Annotated in this window: 23 protein-coding genes; 17 read left to right on the forward strand and 6 right to left on the reverse strand. The window is 35.6% G+C overall.

The window, feature by feature from the left end; translation table 11 throughout:
• Positions 1 to 48: 48 nt before the first annotated feature.
• From VBZ51_RS09940 to VBZ51_RS09955, 4 genes are all read right to left on the reverse strand, one after another.
• Positions 49 to 819 (reverse strand): carboxypeptidase-like regulatory domain-containing protein, encoded by a 771-nt coding sequence (locus tag VBZ51_RS09940; RefSeq protein WP_058103019.1) that lies wholly within the window; start codon positions 817 to 819, stop codon positions 49 to 51.
• A gap of 74 nt (positions 820 to 893) precedes the next feature.
• Positions 894 to 2,678: a DEAD/DEAH box helicase gene (locus tag VBZ51_RS09945; protein ID WP_058103018.1), complete on the reverse strand. Its 1,785-nt coding sequence runs from the start codon at positions 2,676 to 2,678 to the stop codon at positions 894 to 896.
• Positions 2,679 to 2,838: 160 nt separating this feature from the next.
• Positions 2,839 to 3,483: a DUF4337 domain-containing protein gene (locus VBZ51_RS09950; RefSeq protein ID WP_071339588.1), complete on the reverse strand. Its 645-nt coding sequence runs from the start codon at positions 3,481 to 3,483 to the stop codon at positions 2,839 to 2,841.
• Positions 3,470 to 4,057: a non-canonical purine NTP diphosphatase gene (locus VBZ51_RS09955; protein ID WP_286812669.1), complete on the reverse strand. Its 588-nt coding sequence runs from the start codon at positions 4,055 to 4,057 to the stop codon at positions 3,470 to 3,472. The genes VBZ51_RS09950 and VBZ51_RS09955 overlap by 14 nt, the downstream gene beginning before the upstream one ends.
• 59 nt (positions 4,058 to 4,116) lie before the next feature.
• Here VBZ51_RS09955 and VBZ51_RS09960 point away from each other — a divergent pair, with 59 nt between their 5' ends.
• The 6 genes from VBZ51_RS09960 to VBZ51_RS09985 all read left to right on the forward strand — a co-directional run bounded on the left by VBZ51_RS09960 (position 4,117) and on the right by VBZ51_RS09985 (position 9,788).
• Entirely contained in the window at positions 4,117 to 4,569 is a 453-nt protein-coding gene (locus VBZ51_RS09960) for a methyltransferase family protein (protein WP_416576827.1), read from the forward strand.
• A gap of 99 nt (positions 4,570 to 4,668) precedes the next feature.
• Positions 4,669 to 5,274, forward strand: coding sequence for a SatD family protein (locus tag VBZ51_RS09965; RefSeq protein WP_058103015.1), 606 nt, complete (start codon positions 4,669 to 4,671; stop codon positions 5,272 to 5,274).
• A 2-nt stretch (positions 5,275 to 5,276) separates the two neighbouring features.
• Positions 5,277 to 5,972, forward strand: coding sequence for a DUF3307 domain-containing protein (locus tag VBZ51_RS09970; protein ID WP_416576828.1), 696 nt, complete (start codon positions 5,277 to 5,279; stop codon positions 5,970 to 5,972).
• Between the two features lie 10 nt (positions 5,973 to 5,982).
• Positions 5,983 to 6,771, forward strand: coding sequence for an alpha/beta fold hydrolase (locus VBZ51_RS09975; RefSeq protein WP_416576829.1), 789 nt, complete (start codon positions 5,983 to 5,985; stop codon positions 6,769 to 6,771).
• Between the two features lie 140 nt (positions 6,772 to 6,911).
• A complete protein-coding gene (gene serA, locus VBZ51_RS09980) occupies positions 6,912 to 8,804 on the forward strand; it encodes a phosphoglycerate dehydrogenase (protein ID WP_416577191.1) in 1,893 nt (630 codons plus the stop codon).
• Between the two features lie 165 nt (positions 8,805 to 8,969).
• Positions 8,970 to 9,788 (forward strand): type IV pili methyl-accepting chemotaxis transducer N-terminal domain-containing protein, encoded by an 819-nt coding sequence (locus tag VBZ51_RS09985; protein WP_083414151.1) that lies wholly within the window; start codon positions 8,970 to 8,972, stop codon positions 9,786 to 9,788.
• A gap of 17 nt (positions 9,789 to 9,805) precedes the next feature.
• On the opposite strand, the gene rlmH is transcribed toward VBZ51_RS09985, so the two are convergent.
• A complete protein-coding gene (gene rlmH / locus VBZ51_RS09990) occupies positions 9,806 to 10,279 on the reverse strand; it encodes a 23S rRNA (pseudouridine(1915)-N(3))-methyltransferase RlmH (protein ID WP_058103011.1) in 474 nt (157 codons plus the stop codon).
• A gap of 65 nt (positions 10,280 to 10,344) precedes the next feature.
• Between rlmH and nadC the strand changes: the two genes are divergently transcribed.
• Genes nadC through priA form a run of 4 tightly spaced genes read left to right on the forward strand, consistent with a single transcriptional unit; the run spans position 10,345 to position 15,067 of the window.
• The gene (gene nadC, locus VBZ51_RS09995) at positions 10,345 to 11,202 is read left to right on the forward strand and encodes a carboxylating nicotinate-nucleotide diphosphorylase (protein ID WP_058103010.1); all 858 of its coding nucleotides are present in this window, start codon (positions 10,345 to 10,347) and stop codon (positions 11,200 to 11,202) included.
• Entirely contained in the window at positions 11,203 to 12,171 is a 969-nt protein-coding gene (locus VBZ51_RS10000) for a YihY/virulence factor BrkB family protein (RefSeq protein WP_058103009.1), read from the forward strand.
• The gene (locus VBZ51_RS10005) at positions 12,168 to 12,608 is read left to right on the forward strand and encodes a DUF2147 domain-containing protein (RefSeq protein ID WP_416576830.1); all 441 of its coding nucleotides are present in this window, start codon (positions 12,168 to 12,170) and stop codon (positions 12,606 to 12,608) included. Before VBZ51_RS10000 ends, VBZ51_RS10005 begins: the two co-directional genes overlap by 4 nt.
• A 2-nt stretch (positions 12,609 to 12,610) precedes the next feature.
• A complete protein-coding gene (gene priA / locus VBZ51_RS10010) occupies positions 12,611 to 15,067 on the forward strand; it encodes a replication restart helicase PriA (protein ID WP_416577192.1) in 2,457 nt (818 codons plus the stop codon).
• A 52-nt stretch (positions 15,068 to 15,119) separates the two neighbouring features.
• On the opposite strand, the gene VBZ51_RS10015 is transcribed toward priA, so the two are convergent.
• The gene (locus VBZ51_RS10015) at positions 15,120 to 15,812 is read right to left on the reverse strand and encodes a LytR/AlgR family response regulator transcription factor (protein WP_058103007.1); all 693 of its coding nucleotides are present in this window, start codon (positions 15,810 to 15,812) and stop codon (positions 15,120 to 15,122) included.
• 231 nt (positions 15,813 to 16,043) lie between these two features.
• Here VBZ51_RS10015 and rpsF point away from each other — a divergent pair, with 231 nt between their 5' ends.
• From rpsF to VBZ51_RS10050, 7 genes are all read left to right on the forward strand, one after another.
• Complete coding sequence (gene rpsF / locus VBZ51_RS10020) at positions 16,044 to 16,385, forward strand: 30S ribosomal protein S6 (RefSeq protein WP_058103006.1); 342 nt, start codon at positions 16,044 to 16,046, stop codon at positions 16,383 to 16,385.
• Positions 16,386 to 16,390: 5 nt separating this feature from the next.
• A complete protein-coding gene (rpsR, locus tag VBZ51_RS10025; protein WP_027067300.1) occupies positions 16,391 to 16,687 on the forward strand; it encodes a 30S ribosomal protein S18 in 297 nt (98 codons plus the stop codon).
• Positions 16,688 to 16,701: 14 nt separating this feature from the next.
• On the forward strand, positions 16,702 to 17,154 hold the full coding sequence (gene rplI, locus VBZ51_RS10030) for a 50S ribosomal protein L9 (RefSeq protein WP_058103005.1): 453 nt from the start codon (positions 16,702 to 16,704) through the stop codon (positions 17,152 to 17,154).
• Between the two features lie 103 nt (positions 17,155 to 17,257).
• Complete coding sequence (locus VBZ51_RS10035; RefSeq protein ID WP_416576831.1) at positions 17,258 to 20,365, forward strand: TonB-dependent receptor; 3,108 nt, start codon at positions 17,258 to 17,260, stop codon at positions 20,363 to 20,365.
• A 61-nt stretch (positions 20,366 to 20,426) separates the two neighbouring features.
• The gene (locus tag VBZ51_RS10040) at positions 20,427 to 20,903 is read left to right on the forward strand and encodes a DUF6495 family protein (protein ID WP_058103003.1); all 477 of its coding nucleotides are present in this window, start codon (positions 20,427 to 20,429) and stop codon (positions 20,901 to 20,903) included.
• Between the two features lie 82 nt (positions 20,904 to 20,985).
• Positions 20,986 to 22,365: a histidine--tRNA ligase gene (hisS, locus tag VBZ51_RS10045; protein WP_416576832.1), complete on the forward strand. Its 1,380-nt coding sequence runs from the start codon at positions 20,986 to 20,988 to the stop codon at positions 22,363 to 22,365.
• A gap of 137 nt (positions 22,366 to 22,502) precedes the next feature.
• Positions 22,503 to 23,273: an SDR family NAD(P)-dependent oxidoreductase gene (locus VBZ51_RS10050; protein ID WP_091603647.1), complete on the forward strand. Its 771-nt coding sequence runs from the start codon at positions 22,503 to 22,505 to the stop codon at positions 23,271 to 23,273.
• The last annotated feature ends 74 nt before the right edge of the window (positions 23,274 to 23,347 follow it).

The following is a 23,347-nucleotide window of genomic DNA, read 5'->3' on the forward strand; positions in this document are numbered from 1 at the left end:
CCTGTTATTTGCATTAAAGCTATAACAAGGATTTCGTATTAAAAAATATTATTTCTTTCTGTTAAGAACTTTATACTCCTCGTAACAGCTGCTAATGGCGTCAAGTATCTGAAGGTCATTGGCTGTGGTAATAAATGATTTGGAATAATTACAATTGTTAAGGATATCCTGAATATCTACTTTTTCCAGTTGAAGAAATTCTGTAAGTGTTTCTCTATCAAATTTTGAAGCTAATAGATTACGTATGTCATCATCTTCACGCATTTGTCTAAGCTTTCGCATTTGCGCAGGTTTTTTCCCGAATAAATTCCGTAGAAGATCTGCAGGGTTTAGTATTGCCCCCAAAACTTTTGTAACGGCACTAGGGTTTTTGTTACCACCTTCATAACTTACTCCTAAACCAGATATGCTGTATTGGTAGGCATTATTGATAGGAAGGTTCTTAACGTCAATTTCTAAATACCCGGTAAGCTGATAGGGTCTAACGATGACCTCTTCTAATGCATAGGCCAGCTCTGTTAAGGCAATTTCTGTATTCTCAAATTTGAACATATCGTTCGTTACCCTAATTTTTTGAGATTTAAAACCAAGAAAAGAAAAATATAAAGTATCATTTACAGCGGCAGTAATTGAAAATTCACCTTTGTCATTGGTTATTGTGCCAAATACTTGATTTAGATTAACAACGTGAACACTTTCAAGAAGTTCATCTGTTTGGGCATTTTTTACGACAGCACTAAGACGTTGGCTTTCATTGGTATCTTGCGAATAACCCAAAAATGAAATGACAATAAGTGCGATCGATAAAAAATATTTCATTGTACTAAAGCGTAATTTAAGTTGCAAACAAAATAAAAAAAATACGCCGAAGCGTATTTTTAATATACAATTAACTAAAAGAAGTTACCTTTTCTTTTGTTGCTTCTTCGTTTTCCGGAGTTTGGAGCGCTAGATTCACTTCTGTCTCTTCTTCTTCCTTTAGACTGGGAACCACCATCTTTTCTAGCATTTCTCTTGCCTTTGAAGCCACCACCGCCGCCGCTTCTGCGTCGGCCGCCACCGCCGCCGCCTGGGTTTTTGGATACCTCTACGTTAACAAAACGTCCGTCAACTTTAAAGTCTGTAAACTTGTCTAAAATTTGTTGAGTAACTTCTGCTTCAGTGTTGAAGAAAGAAAAACTCTCCTTAACATCAACCTTAAATACATCTTCTTGACCTAGGCCAACGGTATCTCTAATGAAGTCTTTTAAAGACATCCAATCGTAACCATCTCTTTCACCAACATTCACGAAATAACGAACAGAACCACTAGTTGGTATTTCTGCTTTGCCGTTATCACGATCTCTACCACTGTCAGAAGAGTTTAAATCTTTAGATTTGTTATAGTAATTGAAGAATCTTGTGAATTCTACAGATACAATTTTCTTGATCAATTCTTCACGGTCTATACCTTCAAGAACATCGTTAATTGCGGGCAAGTAGGTATCTACTTCGTCATTAACTTTAGTGTCCTTAATTTTATTTGCTAAGTGATATAGCTGAATCTCACAGATTTCCATTCCCGTAGGAATTTTTTTGGATATAAATTTCTGATTGATCTTATTTTCAATAGCACGGATCTTACGTTGCTCGCTACGTGTAACAATAACCATAGAGATACCGGATTTACCTGCTCTACCAGTTCTACCGCTACGGTGCGTATAGGTTTCAATTTCGTCTGGCAATTGGTAATTGATAACATGTGTAATGTCATCAACATCTATACCACGGGCAGCAACGTCTGTAGCTACCAACATCTGAATTTGTTTTTTACGGAAAGAGTTCATTACCAAATCTCTTTGGTTTTGGCTTAGATCTCCGTGTAGTGCACCTGCATTGTAACCATCTTCGATTAATTTCTCAGCTACTTTTTGAGTATCACGTTTTGTTCTACAGAAAACAACCGAAAATATATCAGGATTCGTATCTGCCAATCTTTTAAGTGCAGGATAACGATCTCTACCGCCAACAACATAATATTCATGTTGTACCGTTGAAGCACCAGAATTTTTAGCACCTACCGTAATCTCTTGAGGAGAGTGCATAAATTTTTTGGCAATGGTTGCCACTTCTCTTGGCATTGTTGCAGAGAACAACCAAGTAGATTTGTCGTTAGGTGTACCGGAAAGAATATCTTTGATATCTTCCATAAAGCCCATGTTCAACATTTCATCTGCCTCATCAAGTACACAGTAGTCAATTTTAGATATGTCAACAAGGCGTCTGCTGATCATATCTTTCATTCTACCTGGTGTAGCTACGATAATTTGAGCCCCCCTTTTTATTTGTCTTGCTTGTTCTGTAATGCTGGCACCACCATAAATGGCAACTACATTAATATTGCGCTCGTATTTAGAATACGCTTGCATTTCTTTGGTGATCTGTAAGCAAAGCTCACGAGTAGGTGAAAGTATTAAACCTTGTGTGGTTCTACTGTCACTATCTATTTTTTGAATTAATGGAAAACCAAAAGCGGCTGTTTTACCGGTACCTGTTTGCGCAAGGGCAACTAGGTCGGTTTCACTTTCCAATAAAATTGGGATTGCTTTTTCTTGTACTTCTGATGGGGTTTCAAAACCCATATCAGTAATAGCATCTAATAAGGACTTTTCTAGTCCCAGTGCTTCAAACTTTGTCATAAATATGTTATACTAAATCGCAAATATGAATGTTGCATAGAGCGATTATCGTTTATAACCTATTTAGACTCAGCGCAACACATGCTATACCAGCGGCGTTAATTAAGCGGCAAAGGTACTGCTAATATTTGGTTCAGTATAATTTAATTGAAAAGTTATGTTATGGAGCCAAAGTATACCCATAAATGGAAAGAAAAGTGCCAATTATACCGAAGATGATCATAAGTACAATTAACCCTTTTTGCAGTGCGGGGCTATCATAAATGATGATACATACGGCGCCAAGTACTATACATATTTGAAAGAATAGGAGGGCATAATCAAATTTCTTGGTAGCGTAGTCATAGGTTTGGGTCAATTGTTCCCATTCTTTTACTCCGGTTATTTTACCCATTTCACCTTCAATGTCCTGTACCCAATTTTCTTTTCCTACTTGTGATGAACCTAAAAGAATCTCGGTTTTTTCAGCATCATACTTTTCTATTTTTTTTTCGACTACAGAAATTTTTTGTTCAATTAAGTTGGTTTTGTCACCAGAAACAATACCACTTTCAATTAGGGCATGCAAATAATCTAGCTCACTTTCTTTTAAACTTTCTTTGATGCTTTTAGATTGATACCAGCTAGAATAGCTTACTACATTGTTATGGGCTATCATCATTTCTTCCTCTAGCTCGCCGTTCACCATTTGTGATATGGCCATTAGGGCAGCAAACAAAGCAATTAGAACGCCACCAATAGCTTCTGCACGTTCAGATGCAACCGATACTTCTACTGTTTCTTTATTGTTTTTACCCTGTAACATGTGTAGTGTTTAAATAATCTATCAATTTTTTAAATGCCTTTGCTCTATGGCTTATGTTGTTCTTAATGGATAAAGGCAATTCTGCAAAGGTTTTATCATATCCATTGGGTTGAAAAATGGGGTCATAGCCAAAACCGTTATCACCTCGTTTGTTTTCTGTAATTACACCTTCTATTTTTCCTTCAAATATATGGGTTTTACCATTTAGGTTTAAAGCTATTACCGTCTTGAAATGGGCGGTACGGTTTTGTTCATTTTTCAAATTATCTAGTAATTTGTTCATGTTGGCATCAGCATCATTTTGTTCGCCGGCATAACGAGCGGAATAAACACCTGGTTCACCGTCAAGGGCCTCTACAAGTAGTCCCGTATCATCTGCAAAACAAGATAATTGGTACGTATTGGTTACAAAGTCTGCTTTGATTTTTGCATTACCTTCTAATGTATTGGCGGTTTCTGGTATGTTGGTCGTACAACCTATGGTTTCTAAATTAATGAGTTCAATATGATCGGGCACCATCTGTTGAACTTCTTTTAATTTGTTAGGGTTGTGGGTGGCAAAAACAAGCTTCATGGGAACAATTTGAAATCTAGTATGATAATTTTCAGTATCAAAAGTAGTAATTTTATAAAATGGAATTAAAAGTGCCGCCGGTAATTGTGTTTTTATGTTTTGGTTCAATAATGTATTTGTTGGATTTATTACTGCCTATTGGCTATTTTGATTTCTTTGGTAGACTAATGTTGGCTAAGTTTTTAGTGGGTATAGGTATGGTAATTGCCCTTTTGGCACTGATACAATTTAAATTGGCAAAAACCACGGTAGACCCAACAAAACCTTATAAGGCACAAAGTTTGGTAGTTAGCGGAGTATTTAAATTTTCTAGAAACCCAATGTATTTGGCCTTGTTACTGATTTTATTGGCATTGGGTATATTTTTGGGCAATGCTTTTAATACGTTGGTTGCTGCTGGTTTTGTAGCCTATATGAATCGTTTTCAAATTATTCCCGAAGAGCAAATTCTCTTGAACAAATTTGGGCGTTCCTTCAAAGATTATTGTATCTTAACAAGGCGTTGGTTTTGAGGGAGTTATTCCTGTATTTGGATTACTGAATTACCTAATAACAGCAAATATTAATTAATTAGCTTATAATTTAATATATTAGCATTTTAACTAATAATCATGATAGCTATAATTACTGGCGATATAATTAATTCTGAAAATCATCCTAGTTCTGAATGGATTGGTATGTTGAAGAATTATTTCAACCAATTTGGCGAATCGCCAATGAATTGGGAGATTTATCGCGGAGACGAATTTCAGCTAAAGGTTACTGAAAAGAATGCTTTATTTACGGCAATACGTATTAAATCTATGCTTAAAACCATAAAAGGTTTAGATGTAAGAATGGGTATAGGTATTGGCTTAGAAACATATATTGGTACAGGAGTAACGGAATCTAACGGTCCGGCATACCAAAGATCGGGAAGAAATTTTGAAACACTTAAAGAAAGTAAGGTAAACCTAAGCATAGCTACCGGTGATGCTAAAAATGATAGAACGTTAAATTTAATGTTGCGCTTGGCTTTGGACTTTATGGATGATTGGAGTGTGGTTTCCGCAGAAATTGTCACCTTAGTGCTCGATAATCCGCATTCTTCGCAAAAAGAGGTGGCACAAATGTTAGGTATAAAACAATCGGCAGTAAGTCAAAGGCTAAAAAGGGCAAGGTTAGACTTGGTTTTAGAAGTCTTGGCATATTATAAAGAATTAATTACCACTGAATAAATATGTTGATTTTTATTAAACTACTACTGGCCCACTTGGTCGGAGACTTTATTTTACAACCTACACGATGGGTACTCCACAAACAATCCAATAAAATAACATCTAAGTTTTTGTATTTGCATGTGCTTTTACATTTTGTATTGTATATGCTGGTGTTGTGGAATTTGTCACTTTGGAAAATAGCGGCTACGGTAGCGGTACTACATTTTATAATCGACTTGTTGAAGTTATATGCCAATGACATGTTCAAGAATAAAAGTATTCCATTTTTTATAGACCAGGCATTACATATTATAGTGCTTTACTGTTGTGCTTTTTATGCTGATCTGTATGCGCATACCTTGGCTCTTTTTGAAAATTTAGATTGGTATTTAATTACGGCAATAGTATTTGTGACATTTCCGACTTCAATAATAATGGGAAAGATTTTAGAAGGCATGTCCAACCAAATTGAAACTGATCATAAATCTTTGCCAAATGCCGGTAAGTATATTGGAATTATTGAAAGACTGTTTGTGTTGATATTTATAGTAATTGGTAGGTGGGAAGTTATCGGCTTATTAATAGCCGCTAAATCTGTTTTTAGGTTTAATGATTTAAAAGAACGAAACAATAGAAAGCTAACGGAATATATTTTAATAGGGACATTAGTAAGTTTTGGTCTAGCAATTTTAGCTGGCTTACTATACGTTTCTTAACTAAACACCGATGTTTAAAAAGCATTTAATAAGCTGTCTTCTTGTCATTGCGTTTGTGCAAAAAACAACGGCTCAAGTAAACACATTTGAATCTTTTGATGGAGTTAAAATTGCCTATACGGATGAAGGTTACGGTGAACCGATATTGCTGCTACATGGATTTTTAAATTCTAGAAAATCTTGGGACAATACTGTACTTAAACAACAATTGATCAATACGGGATACAGGGTGATCATTCCAGATTTAAGAGGTAACGGAGATTCTGATAAACCTAAAGATGAAGGGGCATATGGGAATGGAGCAGAGATTAAGGATTTGGTGTTATTAATGAATCGCCTAAAAGTTGAAAAATACAAGGCGGTAGGCTATTCAAGAGGAAGTATTGTTTTAGCGAAACTATTAACAGAGGATGATCGTATTGAAAAAGCGGTTTTAGGTGGCATGGGCATAGATTTTACAAATCCTGAATGGGATAGAAAAATAATGTTCGCTAACGCTTTCAAGGGTGGAGTGAACCAACTCACCAAAGGCGCGGTAGATTATGCAAAGTCCATAAATGCTGATTTTCGCTCACTCTATTTACAACAAAAATATCAACCTGTAACTTCTGTAAAAGAGCTAAATGAATTGGTCATTGAAATTTTGGTGATATCCGGCACGGACGATTTGGATAACGGAAGTGCAGAAGACTTAAAAAATAGCTTTGTTAAAGGTAAATTGGAGAAAGTCCCCGGTGATCATAATGGCACATATAAGACTGCGGCGTTTTCAAATTCCATAATTCGGTTTTTGGAATAAATGGGGGTATTTTGTTAATTTACATCATAACATATCCTTTTTGTTTTATTTACAAAATATCACATATCAGGATAAATTAAATTTTTACTTTTGCTTCTTATTTTTAGAAACTAATATTCCTATCTAACCAAAAGAAAATGATGGTAGAAGTAAGTAGAAAATATGTTTTTGATTTCGATAGTACATTAACAAGGGTAGAGGCTCTAGATGTACTTGCAGAAATGACTTTAGAGGGAAGATCCAATAAAGAGGAGGTTATTCAAGAAATTCAGAAAATCACCAATTTAGGTATAGATGGTGATATTTCGTTTACTGAGTCTTTAGAGCGTCGTATTAAGTTGTTACATGCCAAAAAGGAAGATTTAGATGGTTTGGTAGAAAACCTTAGAAATAAAATTTCTAAATCTATTGCGGCCAATAAGGAGTTTTTTGAAAAATATGCAGATGATATTTATGTAATATCTTGTGGTTTTAAAGAGTTTATAGACCCCATTGTAAAAGAATATAATATACCTTCTGAGCGTGTTTTTGCAAATACGTTTAAATTTGATGAAGAAGGTAATATCATCGGTTTTGATGAAAAAAATGTACTGTCTCAGCATAATGGTAAAATTGATTGCCTAAAACAGATGAATTTGGACGGAGAAGTTCAGGTTATTGGAGATGGTTATAGTGATTATGTAATGCGCGAAGCGGGTATAGCAGACAAGTTTTTTGCTTATACCGAAAATGTGCATAGAGAAAAAGCCGCTAACAATGCGGATTATGTTACACCAAGTTTAGATGAATTTTTATTTGTGAACAAGTTGCCAAGAAATATCTCGTACCCAAAGAATAGGATTAAGGTCCTTTTATTAGAAAATGTGCACACAGCTGCATTTGATAATTTGTCAGAAGACGGTTTCTCCGTTGAGCTGATCAAGCATAGCTTGCCAGAAGAAGAGCTGATAGAAAAGATAAAGGGCGTTCACGTGCTTGGTATCCGTTCTAAGACCCAAGTAACAAAAGCTGTTTTAGACGCAGCCGATAAGTTATTGGTGGTTGGTGCTTTTTGTATAGGTACTACGCAAATAGATCTTGAAACTGCCAAGAAAAAAGGTGTTGTTGCATTTAATGCGCCTTATAGCAATACTAGGTCTGTAGTAGAATTGGCTATAGGTGAAATTATCATGTTGATGAGAAGTGTTTTTGACCGTAGCAGGGAAATACATGAAGGTCAATGGCAGAAGACGGCTGCTGGTTCTCGCGAGGTTCGTGGTAAGAACTTAGGTATTGTAGGTTACGGTAACATTGGTAAGCAATTATCTGTATTGGCCGAGGCAATGGGTATGCGCGTTTATTACTATGATGTAGATGATAAGTTGGCTCTAGGTAATGCGGTTAAGTGTAATTCCTTAGAGGATTTATTAAGTGTTTCTGATGTTGTTACTTTGCATATAGACGACAATAAGGCAAACAAGAACTTCATTGGTGAGCGTGAATTGAACCAAATGAAAAAAGGAGCCATGCTAATCAACCTTTCCCGTGGGTTTGTTGTTGATATTGATGCGTTGGCAGAAAGCTTAAAATCTGGTCAAGTAGGTGGTGCGGCTATAGATGTTTATCCAGACGAGCCAAGAAGTAACGGAGACTTTAAGACCAAATTACAAGGTTTTCCCAATGTAATTCTTACTCCTCATGTAGGTGGTAGTACAGAAGAAGCTCAAAGAGATATTGCGGATTTTGTACCTAATAAGATCATGGATTACATTAATTCTGGTAATACTGTAGATGCAGTAAACTTCCCTAATATTCGTTTGCCAAAGCAAAACAAATCGCACAGGTTCTTGCATATTCATAAAAATGTGCCGGGTATCATGGCGAAAATTAATAAGGTTTTGGCGCAGTACGAACTGAATATTAATAGTCAATACCTTTCTACGGATAATGAGGTGGGTTACGTAATTACCGATCTGGACAAGGAGTATAATAAAGAAGTGATCAAAGAATTAAAGAAAGTAGAGAACACTATTAAATTTAGGGTGTTGTACTAGTATTCGTTAGCGAAAGCTTTATACATTTAAAAAGTATATATAAAAAAGTGCAGGTTTAACTACTTGCGCTTTTTTTGTTTGTGTTATTCAAATTTTTTACAACATTTTTTACATAAAATAGTTATGGTATAGATACATGTTATTTTGTAGGAAATATCTTTAGTTATGTTTGAAAAGATTTTGTCGAAACTAAAATCTAATAAAAATTTTAATAATTATTATCTACTGGTCTTTACAGTGATAATATTAACAATATTAATACAGTCAATTATTCAATATTCTTTGTCAAGACAACGTCAAGACTCTCTTAGGATCAATGAGGCGGGTAGGCAAAGAATGTTATCGCAATCAATAATGAAACATGTTTACGAATGTAAGTATGGCACATGTGATTATAGTAAGTTGCGTTTAGCAATGAATAAATTGGCCAATGCAAATATTGCTTTGCAAATTGGGAATGAGGCTACAGGCATTCCTGAATTGAACAATGAGGAAATTCAGAAAAATTTTGATCTTCTGCAGCCGCATTTAAACTATATCATTGAAACTTTAGATGACTTCAATCAACTGCAGACTGTAGATATGGAAAAACTGTCTGCTGAAACGGATAAGTTTTTGGTTTTGATGGATACCATTGTTGGTCAATTTCAGAAAGCATCCGAAGAAGATATAAAGACGTTGATGATCATTGAATTGGAGTTGGCGGTTTTTTCTTTGATCATATTAATTATTGAAATATTTTTCTTTATCAATCCGTCCATAAAGAAAATGGCTATTCAAAATCAGAAGTTAAAAGAAATCAATTGGCACCAAACACATGCTTTTCAATCGCACATGAAGAATATCAAAAATTACAACCATGTGCTAAAAATTGAAAAGAATACGGCGCATAAAGAAGAGCTTATTTCATATTTAATGGAAGAGCTTACGGATTTAGAGGGAGTTTCAGATAATATGGTGAAATCCCTTGAAAAACAAGCTTGATTAATGGCGATTCACAATTATCTGTGATGATATGGTTCATTTTTTAGAATGGTAAATGCCCTATATACTTGCTCGGTAATGAACAGGCGAACCATTTGGTGAGAAAAGGTCATTTTTGATAGACTAATTTTACCAGATGCCTTGGCGTACACAGCATTGCTAAATCCATATGGCCCTCCAATTAAAAAGACCAACTGTTTTATACCAGAGTTCATTTTTTTCTGTAGATATTGAGAAAACTCAACAGAACTGAATTGTTTTCCTTTTTCATCAAAAAGAACAAGAACATCGGTAGGTGCTAATTTTTTCAGAATAAGCTCACCTTCTTTTTCTTTTTGTTGGTCTTCAGACAAGTTTTTGGTTTTCTTAAGATCGGGTATAATGTCTATTTCAAAATTTACATAATGCTGTAATCGCTTTTCATATACTTCAATAAGCTCTTGTAATTGACCGCTGTCGGTCTTGCCAATGGCTAAAAGTTTTATAGTCATATGTCAAAAGTAAATCAATTTCGCAAATGGATTTGTAAATTAGCAATACAATAGATTTTAAATATATGATTTCAGAAGACCAGTTTAAAGAAGAGATAAAATTAATCATAGCAAATGCCATTCGTGAAGATGTTGGTGATGGCGACCACAGTTCGCTGGCGTGTATACCGGATAGTGCAACTGGCAAAGCAAAATTGCTGGTTAAAGATGAAGGTATTATTGCCGGAGTAGATTTTGCTGAACTTGTTTTTTATTTTGTAGATCCCAATTTAAAGATAGAAGTATTGATCAAAGATGGTTCTCCGGTAAAACATGGTGATATTGTGTTTTATGTAGAAGGAAGCTCTCAAAGCATTTTAAAGGCTGAGCGCCTTGTGCTTAATGCCATGCAAAGAATGAGCGCTATTGCTACCAAAACCAATATGTTCGTCAATTTATTAAAGGGTACGGGAACAAAAATTCTTGATACCAGAAAAACAACACCGGGTATACGGGCTTTAGAAAAATGGGCAGTGAAAATAGGTGGTGGTGAAAATCATAGGTTTGCTTTATATGATATGATCATGTTGAAAGATAATCATATTGATTTTGCTGGTGGCATTACAAAGGCAATAGAAAAAACCAAAAATTACTTAAAAGAGACCGGTCGCGATTTAAAAATTATTGTTGAGGCGAGAGATTTAGGGGAAATTAAAGAGATTCTACAGTCAGAAGGTGTATATCGTATTTTGATAGATAATTTTAATTATGAAGATACCCGTAAAGCGGTCCAATTGATTGGTGATACTTGTTTGACCGAGTCCTCTGGAGGTATTAATGAAAAGACCATACGTGAATATGCGGAATGTGGTGTAGATTTTATTTCGTCAGGAGCGTTAACACATTCCGTTTATAACTTAGATTTGAGCTTAAAAGCCGTGTAGATGTCTTTAGAGGTCGAAGAGAAACTTGAAAAAATACCTGTTGTAAATTGGGTGGTCAGATTTTTAAAACAAATCAGGTTACCAGGATTTGAAGGGCTTTCTATTTACGACCTTTTAGAAATGTATGTTTTGGGGGTTTTAAAAGGTACACTGTCTACGAGAGCCAGTGCAATTGCCTTCAGTTTATTTATGGCATTGTTTCCATTGATCATATTTATGGTAACGTTGGTGCCGTTCTTAGTGTCGTACATTAGTATTGAGCATGGTGATTTCGATGTTCAGTTTCAATTGTTCTTAGAGTCGTTTTTACCAAGTGCAACAGGTGATTATTTTGGAGAAGTGTTTACTCAGATTAAAGATCAAAAGCGTGGAGGTCTATTGTCTTCGGCATTTTTGTTATCCATTTTTTTAATAGCAAATGGGGTGAATTCTATTTTTGGAGGGTTTGAAACTTCATATCATATAGAACTTACGCGCCATTTTTTTAGACAATATCTATATGCTTTAATGGTAGGGTTAATATTGGCTATCCTAATTATTGTAGGTTTTGTAGCTTTCATTTATTTTGAATTCTACGTGCTTGGCTACCTATCTGAGTTTGCGGCAAAGCAAGGAGGCTATATTTTAGGCGAAGACGAGGTAATAGGGGTGCAGATCGCCAAAGTGCTTTTCTTTATCATTCTATCATATTTTACAACGGCTATTCTGTATTATTTTGGAACCAGAGAGGGTAAGCAGGCAAAATTTTTCTCTGTAGGGGCATTAATGACCACTATATTATTTTTAATTACATCATATCTCTTTGGTATTTATGTTGAAAAATTCGCTAGATACAATGAATTGTATGGGGCATTAGGAGGATTATTGATTTTAATGGTATACATCTGGTTAAATTCTAATATATTGCTACTTGGGTTTGAGCTGAATGCATCACTCAATACATTACGTAAAATCACAAAAAAAGAATGATAGACAAAACCGTACAATTAAGCATTTTCTTTACATTATTTATTTCTATGAGTATTTCTGCACAATCTGTATTTGGAACGTGGAAAACCATAGATGATCGTACGGGTAAACCAAAAGGCCTTATTAAAATCTATGAAAAAGATGGATTAATGTATGGTAAGGTGGTTGATATTCTAGAAGAGGGAAAAGAAAATAAGGTTTGTGATAAATGTGATGGGGATTTAAAGGATAAGCCCGTAAAAGGAATGGAGATTATTACTGGTGGCGAAAAAAATAATGATGGTGAATGGAAGGGAAAAAGATTGTTTGATCCAGAACAAGCAATGACCTTTCGTTTTAAAATATGGTTGAACCCAGATAATCCAGATGAATTAAAGGTTAGGGGGTATTTGGCTTTTATCTATAGAACCCAAACATGGTTACGGGTGCAAGGATAGTGATGTTGAACTTTGTTAATGTAATATTGCCAATACCTTTAGAGCGTAGTTTTACTTATGCTATTTCTGATGAAGAAGCATTGGTTTTACAGCCAGGTATGCGTGTGGCGGTTCCCTTTGGGAAATCTAAGATTTATACTGCAATCATCAATAGCGTACATCAGAATCCGCCAGAGGCATATGAAGCAAAGGAAATTCATGAAATATTAGATGATTACCCAATTGTTACCCCTGTTCAACTAAAACATTGGGAGTGGATAGCTTCTTACTATATGTGTACGCTAGGAGAAGTAGTACGCAGTGCTTTGCCGGGAGCTTTTCTATTGGAAAGTGAGACTTTGATACTGAGGAATACCGCATATGAAATTGATGAAAATGAACTTTTAGATGATGAGTTTTTGGTTTTCGAGGCACTTCAGCATCAATCTATTTTAAAGGTTCAAGAAGTATCGGCAATCATAGAGCGTAAAAATGTATTGCCCATATTGCAAAGGTTACTAGATAAAAACGTAATCGTACTGAAAGAAGAGGTGTATGAGCAATATAAACCTAAATTGGTCAGGTACGTTAAATTAGGTGCTGAGCATATATCCGATCAAAAATTAGAAGAACTTTTAAATTCATTGACCAGGGCGCCAAAACAAAGCCAGGTGGTTTTGTCATTGTTTCAATTGCAAGGCAAAAGTCAAAAACCTATTAAGGTTTCTGAGTTAGAGAAAGCTAGCAATTCTTCAAAAGCGGTAATAAAATCATTAGTTGATAAGGGAATTTTAGAAGAGTACTTTATTAAGACCGACCGAGTAAATTATGAAGGGGAAAATGATAATTCTGAGTCTAAAGATTTAAATGAATATCAAGAAGCGGCTTTAGCTGATATCAAATCTTCTTTTGAGGCGGGTAAGGTTACGTTGTTAAAAGGTGTGACTTCCTCCGGTAAGACTGAAGTTTATGTGAAATTGATTGAAGAATGTCTGGAAAAAGGCTTGCAAGCATTGTATCTGTTACCGGAAATAGCGTTAACTACTCAGCTTATTAGTAGACTCCAAGAATATTTTGGTGAGAAAATAGCCATATATCATTCAAAATATAATGTACAGGAAAGGGTAGAGGTTTGGCAAAATGTATTACAGTCTAAACCCAAGGCTCAGCTTGTAATTGGTGCAAGATCGGCAATGTATCTGCCCTTTAGTAAGTTGGGGCTTATAATTGTTGATGAGGAGCATGAGAGTTCATTTAAGCAATTTGATCCGGCACCAAGATATCATGCAAGAGATGCGGCTATTGTTTTAGGGCATTTTCATAAAGCGAATATTTTATTGGGTTCTGCAACGCCCAGTGTAGAGAGTTATTACAATACCCAAACCGGTAAATATGGTTATGCTGAAATTACCAGGCGTTATGGCAATGTGCTTATGCCAGATATGGAATTGGTTGATATAAAAGAAGCGCAAAGGAAAAGAAAAATGAAAGGACATTTTTCTGAACGTCTTTTTTTGGAGATGGAAGAAACCCTAAAGGAGGGTTCTCAAATCATACTTTTTCAAAATAGAAGGGGGTTTGCACCATTGATGGAGTGTTTAACATGTGGTCATTCTCCCCAATGTCCAAATTGTGATGTAAGTTTAACCTACCATCAATATAGGAACCAATTACGCTGTCATTATTGCGGTCATCATACGGCATTACCAGAAGCTTGCTTTGCTTGTGGTAGTCCAGAATTGGATACCAAAGGATTTGGCACCGAACAAATAGAAAAGGAAGTTAAGGAGTTATTTCCAGAGGCCAAGGTAGGGAGAATGGATTTGGATACTACTCGTGGCAAATATGGTTATGAAAAGATAATTAATGCCTTTGAGCAACAAGAGCTGGATATTTTGGTGGGTACCCAAATGCTGACCAAAGGCCTGGATTTTAGAAATGTGAATTTGGTTGGGGTAATGAATGCAGATTCATTATTGAATTTCCCTGATTATAGAGCGCATGAAAAAACCTATCAATTGTTAACTCAAGTATCAGGTAGGGCAGGGCGAACCAAGAAAAGGGGAAAGGTTTTAATACAAACCTATAATCCGTACCATCAAATATTAAAACAGGTGACAACGGGTGATTACGTAAATATGTATAAAGAACAGCTATATGAGCGAGAACAGTTTAAATACCCGCCCGTAAATAGAATTATAAAAGTAACGTTCAAGCATAAAAACTACAATGTGCTTAATGAGGCTGCAGATTGGTTTACAAGTGCATTGCGTACCAATTTTGGCGGTACGGTATTAGGACCGGAATACCCACCGGTAGCAAGAATTAGAAATCAGTACTTAAAGCATATAGTAGTAAAGGTTCAAAAGGCAAATTCTTTGGTGCAGACAAAAGCGAATATTAGAAGAATAGAGAAGTCATTTAAATCTGTAGCTATGTATAGAAGTGTTCGGGTTATTTATAATGTAGACCATATATAAAAAAAGACCGCTGATCAGCGGTCTTTTTTTGAGAGTAAAATTATACCATATATTATACGTTACTAAGCGCTTCGGCAAGTTCTGTTTTCTTATTTCTACTTAACGGAATTGATCTACCGCTAACTTCAACATTTTTACTGTTGAATTTTTCAACCTTTTCTAGGTTAATGATATATGATTTGTGAATTCTTAAAAACTTATCTTCTGGCAATTGCTTTTCAAAAGACTTCATTGTTGATAAGATTACAATATTAGCTTCGTCTGTTACCAACTTAATATAGTCACCAAGAGCTTCGATCCACTTAATATCATTTAAAATGACCTTTCTTTTCTTGAGGTTACTTTTTACAAAAATATGCTCTTCGTCTTCATTGACTCTATGCATTTGTTCGTAATTGGCAACGGCTCTTTTTACAGAAGCATCAAAACGTGCCATGGTAATCGGTTTATGTAAATAATCCGTTACATCATAATCAAATGCTTTAAGGGCATAATCAGGTTTACCGGTAATTAAAATTACCTGAGGACTGTTTTCTAGTGACTCGAGTAGGTCGAATCCTGTAATAATTGGCATTTCAACATCAAGGAATATAAGATCTATCTCATGGTTCTTGATTCCATTTTTAGCTTCGATAGCATTACTATATTCAGCTACCATAGTTAAATTTGGATGATTGTTTACCAACTTGGCAACGGCCATCCTTTGCATAGATGAGTCGTCAACGATGATACTTCTTAACTTCATAAGGGTTGATTTGTGGGGTTAAATCATCGACAAAGAACCGAAAAAACATGCTGAACTGCAACAAAAGATGTGAACAATGCGCTGTTGATCGTGTAATTGGTAATGATGATATATTTAAGATTTGGTTTAATTTTTAAATGTTAATACCATTCAATAACGAAGAATATTTGCATTTCTTATATTTATTTTAAAAAAATATCTATTTTTGCACTCCTTAAAAACAAATATAATATGAACCATTACGAAACTGTTTTCATTTTGAATCCCGTTCTATCTGATGTTCAGATAGAGGAAACAGTTAAGAAATTTGAAGATTTCTTAATTAACAATGGCGCCAAAATGGTAGCTAAAGAGAATTGGGGGCTAAAGAAATTAGCTTATCCTATTCAAAACAAAAAGAGTGGCTTTTACCACTTGTTTGAATTCACTAGCGATGGTGAGGTAGTATCACCTTACGAGCAGGAATTTAGAAGAGATGAACGTGTTATGCGTTTCTTGACCGTTAAATTGGACAAGCACGCAATTGCATGGGCAGAAAAAAGAAGAACAAGAAACAAAACCGCTAAAGCTTAAGTATTATGGCAACATTACAACAACAGGCAAAAGGAAAGAAAGATGGAGAGATCAGGTATCTAACTCCATTGAACATTGAGACCAACACTAAGAAAAAGTATTGTCGTTTTAAAAAATCTGGTATTAAATACGTAGATTATAAAGATGCTGATTTTTTATTGAAGTTGGTAAACGAGCAGGGTAAATTGTTACCTAGAAGACTTACAGGAACTTCATTGAAGTATCAAAGAAAAGTGGCACAAGCCGTAAAAAGAGCTCGTCATTTGGCTTTAATGCCATATGTTGCTGATTTATTAAAATAATAAGACAAAGAATCATGGAGCTTATATTAAAAGAAGACGTACAAAATTTAGGTTTTAAAGACGACGTAGTAAATGTTAAGAACGGTTACGGAAGAAATTTCCTTATACCACAAGGCTTGGCTACTATGGCTACGGTTTCAGCTAAAAAAGTTTTAGCTGAAAATTTAAAACAAAGAGCACATAAAGAGAAAAAAGTAATTGATGCAGCTAAGAAAACTGAAGAGGCATTAAAAGCTTTAGAATTAAAAATTACCGCTAAAACAGGTGCTGCCGACAAATTGTTCGGTTCTGTTACTAATGGTGATTTGGCTGGTGCTCTTGAAAAAGAAGGTCACGCAATTGACAAGAAATATATTAGCATACAAGGTGGTGCCGTTAAAAGAACCGGTCCTTATAATGCTCAAATCAGATTACACCGCGAGGTAATTGTTGATTTTGGTTTCGAAGTTGTTGCCGAGCAGAAATAATTAACTCTCTAAGTTAATAACTTTAAAGAGCTATGCGTGCATAGCTCTTTTTTTTTGGTATTTTTGTTAAAGAACTCATAAATAACTCTAAACCAAAAATTCCATGAAAAACAACTTGTTTTTTCAATTGTTGTTGTTGCTTTTTGTAAGCGCAACTTACGGTCAGGTTACCACCTCTAACATTAGAGGTTTGGTAATGGATGACCAAGATCAACCACTATTTGGAGCAAATATTGTAGCCATACATACCCCTACAGGTACTAAGTATGGTTCTATTTCTAACGAAGATGGTAGATTTAACCTACTTAACCTTCGTGTTGGTGGTCCTTACACGGTAGAAATCTCTTATGTAGGATTTAAACCTTATTTACTTACAGATGTTAATTTATCATTAGGCCAAACATTTAACGTTGATGTTAAATTGGCAAGTGAAAGTCAAGCATTGGACGAGGTCACGGTAGTATCTGATCGTTCTGGTACTTTTAGTAGTGATAGAACTGGTGCAGAAACTAGTGTGGGTAGAAGAGAGTTGACGCGTTTACCTACAATTTCACGTTCTGCTGCAGATTTTACACGTTTAGAGCCAACAGCAAGCGGAAATTCGTTTGGTGGTAGAAATGACCAATTCAATAATTTTTCTCTAGATGGAGCAATTTTCAATAACCCATTTGGGTTAGATGCAGCTACACCAGGAGGTCAGACAGATTCTCAACCAATTTCATTGGATGCTATTGAGCAAATTCAAGTATCAACAGCACCTTATGATGTAACTCAGTCCGGTTTTACGGGGGCTTCAGTTAATGCCGTAACCAAGAGTGGATCTAACGAATTTCACGGTACGGTTTACGGTTTTTTCAGAAATGAAGATATGACCGGGGGAAAAATCAAAGGTGATGACATTGTAAAACCAAAATTAGACCAAAGTCAATACGGTGTAAGTATTGGTGGTCCGGTAGTGAAGAACAAACTATTCTTTTTCGCTAATTTCGAAAGAGATGAGAGAACAGATTTAGGAACTAATGGCTGGGTACCAAACACAGGTTCGGGAGCTATCAATGAATCTAGAGTATTGGAAAGTGATTTAATAGTTGTTAGGGATCAATTACTGGCAGTAGGATACGATCCAGGTGCTTATGAAGGTTTTACCCATGATGCAGAATCTACAAAAGGGCTTTTTAAATTAGACTGGAACATAAACGATAATAATCGTTTAGCGGTGATTTATAACTTTTTGAATGCATCCAAGCAAAAACCGGCACACCCTACGGCAATACAGTTTAGAGGTCCTAATGCAAATACGCTACAGTTTCAAAATTCTGGTTATGAGCAAAATAACGAGCTTAAATCTGTTCAGGTAGAATTAAATTCATCATTATCCGAAACAGCATCTAACAAGCTTCAAGTGGGGTATACTCATTTTAATGACTATAGAAATCCATTTTCGTCTCCTGCTCCATCAATCAATATTGCTAAAGATGGGTCTAATTACATTATTGCTGGTCATGAGCCATTTTCTGCTCACAATAGATTGGATCAAAAGGTATTTCAAATTACGAACAACCTAAATTTTTACAAAGGAGATCATACGTATACAGTAGGGTTTTCTCTTGAGAAATTCATGTTCGATAATTCATTTAACCTTACGGCATATGGTTTTTCAAAATTTGGAAGCGTAGATATAGCCGATTTCGATGCAACTACGTATGACTTTGCGGGACCGCAAGCAACATTTAATGCCAATAACGCTGTACCTGATGGCGAAGGTTGGGCATTGGCAGAAACAAATGTAGGTCAATTGGCTTTTTATGTACAAGATGAATGGAACGTAAACGAGAAATTTAAATTAACCTATGGTGTACGTTTTGATAAGCCTTTGTTTTTTGATTCCGCACAGAAAGCACAAGATGTTATTGATAGAGGTTTTGTAATTGCTGATCAACCTTATGAAAACCCTAATACAGGCGAAACGGTTTTTATTGATAATACACAAATGCCAACTAATGATTGGCTAATTTCCCCAAGAGTAGGTTTTAACTATGATGTAAATGGGGATAAGTCGCTACAGCTTCGTGGTGGATCAGGTTTGTTTACAGGACGTTTTCCATTTGTATGGTTAGGAAACCAAATTGCTAATCCAGATGTATTTTTCTTGCAGGCAGTTGATCCAGATTACAAATTTCCACAAGTATGGAGAACTAATTTAGGTGTTGATAAGCGTTTAGATGATGGTATGGTGCTTACTGCAGACCTTTCTTATACAAAAGATATCAATGGTCCACACGTTCAAAACTGGGCATTGACATCACCATCTGGTAATTTATCAGGTGTAGATACAAGAGCAACCTATACTGCTGATGATTTATTGAACAGCTTTGGTTTAGGTGCTGGTCCATATGTATTTACCAACTCAAATAAAGGAAGAATTTGGAATGCATCTTTGAAGGCCCAGAAAAACTTTAATAATGGTCTGTATACAATGTTGGCTTATAGTTATTTAGATGCCAAGGATGTAAACTCCATTGAAGCAGAAATTACTTCAGATGCTTTTGCAGGTAACCCAATTATTAATGACGCCAACGCAGATATATTAGCACCATCAAAATATGGTGATAAACATAGGTTTATTGGTGTAGCTAGCAAAAACTGGGAGTATGGTAATGGTAAATGGGCATCTACACTTTCCACATTCTTTGAATATGCTCAAGGCGGTAGGTTCAATTATACGTACGGTGGTGATATCAATGGAGATGGATCTGGTATTAATGACCTTATTTATGTTCCTACCTCAGCTGAAATTGGTCAAATGCAATTTTCCGGTGCAGATCAAGGAGCGGCTTTTGATGCCTATATTGCACAAGATGATTACTTAAGTGACCGTAGAGGTCAGTATGCAGAGCGTTACGGAGCTTTAGCACCATGGAGAGGAAGATGGGATGTGAAATTCTTGCAAGATTACAAAATCACCGTATCCGAAGGAAAAACCAATACTATACAATTTAGTGTAGATGTATTGAACATAGGTAATTTGATCAGTTCTGATTGGGGCTTGGTACAACAGCCAAATAATGTTCAACCTGTTGGTGTAACTGTTGATCCGGATACTAATGTGCCTACCTACACATTTAATCCTGAATTGACAGAGACATTTGGGTACGATGCAAGTCTGTTGTCTAGATGGCAAGCACAAGTAGGATTGAGATATATCTTTTAAGTTTATAAAATTAAGTTGTAAAAGCCCTAGCAAATATGTTAGGGCTTTTTATTTTTGCAAAATGAAATATACGCGGCTAACAAAAGAGCAACTGGAAGAATTGCATCCAGAATTTATCAATTTTCTTGCGACACAATCAATCACAGGCGATGAATGGGATGATATTAAAAAGAACAAGCCCAAGGTTGCTGAGGAAGAATTAGATGTGTTTAGCGATTTGGTATGGGAAGGTGTTTTAGCAAAAGTGACCTACTTGGAGAATATTTCCAACAATCAAATGCACCTATTTCATTTAACGGATAAAGAAATGAAATTGATTTCCGTAAAGGTGATGAATCCTGAAATTGATTTAACCACAACTGTTGGTTTCGATTGGTTCAAGAGAAACTGGCAATCGGATTTTGTAGAGTATTTAACTGCATCTAAAGCCTACACTGATGATAAAAACGTAGATAAGTTTTTATTGATAAAGCAAGGAGCGGTAATTACCAAGGGAGAATTATACCAATGGTTCGAGAAAGTTATCGTTACCAAATAGAACAATAAAAATCTAAAATCCATACTATTAAAATGTAGCCTTATTTTATGGAAGGTTATATTTGCAATACAATATAAATTTAATGGCACAGAAACCATCTATACCTAAAGGCACCAGAGATTTTAATCCTTCTGAAATAGCAAAACGTAATTACATTTTTGATACTATCAAAAAGAACTTTCAAACTTATGGATTTCAACCTATTGAAACTCCTTCTTTTGAGAATTCAGATACGTTATTAGGAAAATATGGTGAAGAAGGTGATCGTTTGATTTTCAAAATATTGAATTCCGGTGATTTTCTTAGAAAAGTTGATGATGCTACATATACTGATAAAAACTCGAACAGTATAGCTCCTAAAATTACTGAGAAAGCATTACGCTACGATCTAACCGTACCTTTTGCACGTTACGTGGTCATGCATCAAAATGAGTTGGATTTTCCTTTTAAACGCTATCAAATTCAACCAGTTTGGAGAGCCGATAGACCACAAAAGGGTAGATTTAGAGAGTTTTTTCAATGTGATGCCGATGTTGTTGGCTCAGATTCATTGCTTCAAGAAGTTGAGCTGGTTCAGTTGTATGATGCCGTATTTTCCGATTTAAAATTGGAAGGTGCAACTATAAAAATGAACAATAGAAAAATCTTGGCAGGTATTGCAGAAGTAATTGGAGCTAAGGATTTATTGATAGATTTTACCGTTGCATTGGATAAGCTGGATAAAATAGGGGAGGACGGAGTCAAAAAAGAAATGCTCGCTAAGGGTATTACCGAAGAAGCAATTGAAAAAGCATCACCATTATTTTTACCGCAAGGCAGTAACAACGAACAATTAGAACGCTTGGATGGTCTTTTAAAAGATTCTGAAGAAGGTAAAAAAGGATTGGACGAGTTGCGTTTTATTCTAGAGACTATTTCAGCCCTGGGTCTACAATCTGCTAAATTGTCAATAGATGTCACCCTGGCACGCGGATTAAATTATTATACCGGCGCTATATTTGAAGTTGCGGCGCCTGAGGGTGTTAAAATGGGATCTATAGGTGGTGGTGGCCGCTATGATGACCTTACGGGAATTTTTGGCCTAAAAAATGTAAGCGGTGTGGGAATTTCCTTTGGTCTGGATCGTATTTATTTAGTATTAGAGGAACTTGATCTTTTTCCTGAAGCAATTGATCGCTCGCTACAAGTACTTTGTGTAAACTTTGGGGAAAAGGAAGCTATGGCGGCTTTAAAATTGGTTACTCAGTTGCGAAAAGCCGGCATAAAGGCAGATATGTATCCTTCAAGTGCCAAAATGCAAAAGCAGATGAAGTATGCCAATAATCGCAATGTACCTTATGTTATATTAATTGGGGAGCAGGAGTTAAGTAATAATTCATTTGTTGTAAAGAACATGAATGAAGGCTCTCAACTAGAATATAGCTTAAACAACGTTGGTGCTTTCATAGATTATTTGAGTTAAGTACCTTAAAATCAAATATAAGCTTACTGAGTCATTTTTGATTATATTTGGTTAACCAATTTGGTTGTGCAGTTTTCAATTGCCGATCAAAATGGTTTAGAACCAAAATACAATCAAGTTTTATAATTAAAAGAATCATGACGAATAGTAACAAATTATTTGGTAAAAATGTATTGATTACCGCCGGTGCACAAGGAATAGGAGAGTCTATCACCAAACATTTCATTGATAGTGGCGCAAATGTTTCCATTCATTATTTCTCAAGTGCAGATACCGCAGATAAGCTTGTGGCTTATGCTAAGGATAAAGGTGTAAAAGCAATTGCGGTAAGTGGTGATCTCACAAAAGAAAGCGATGCAAATGCATTGGTAGAAAAGACAGTTGAAGCATTGGGCGGACTTCATATTTTAATCAATAATGCAGGTTCTTTAGTTGCCCGTAAAATGCTAAGTGAAATGGAAACGGATTTTTGGCACAAGGTGATGGATATTAATATGACTTCAATGATGTTCGTTACACGGGCAGCAGCACCATATTTGGCAAAGAATGAAAATAGTAGTATGGTCAATTTAGCATCATTGGCAGGTCGTAAAGGCGGTCACCCGGGATCATTGGTATATTCAACCAGTAAAGGAGCTATTTTAACGTATACAAGGGCACTTTCTTCTGAATTAGGACCACAGGGAATAAGAGTTAATGCTGTTGCGCCAGGGCTCATCTTAGGTACTTCATTTCACAATACGCATACAACCAAAGAGTCCGCTGCAGAAACTACAAAAGGTATTCCTATTCAAAGAGCAGGTAATGCTGATGATGTAGCTAGAGCTGTATTGTATCTGGCATCTGAATACGATGGCTTTATTACTGGAGCTACGCTAGACATCAATGGTGGCGTTTACAATATGTAAAAAATCGATTAAAAATAAAACACTGGTTGCCATTTGGTAGCTAGTGTTTTATTCTCATATTTCTTTTAAATATA

Source organism: Maribacter sp. HS, from assembly GCF_048059195.1.
GTDB classification, from domain to species: Bacteria; Bacteroidota; Bacteroidia; order Flavobacteriales; family Flavobacteriaceae; genus Maribacter; species Maribacter dokdonensis.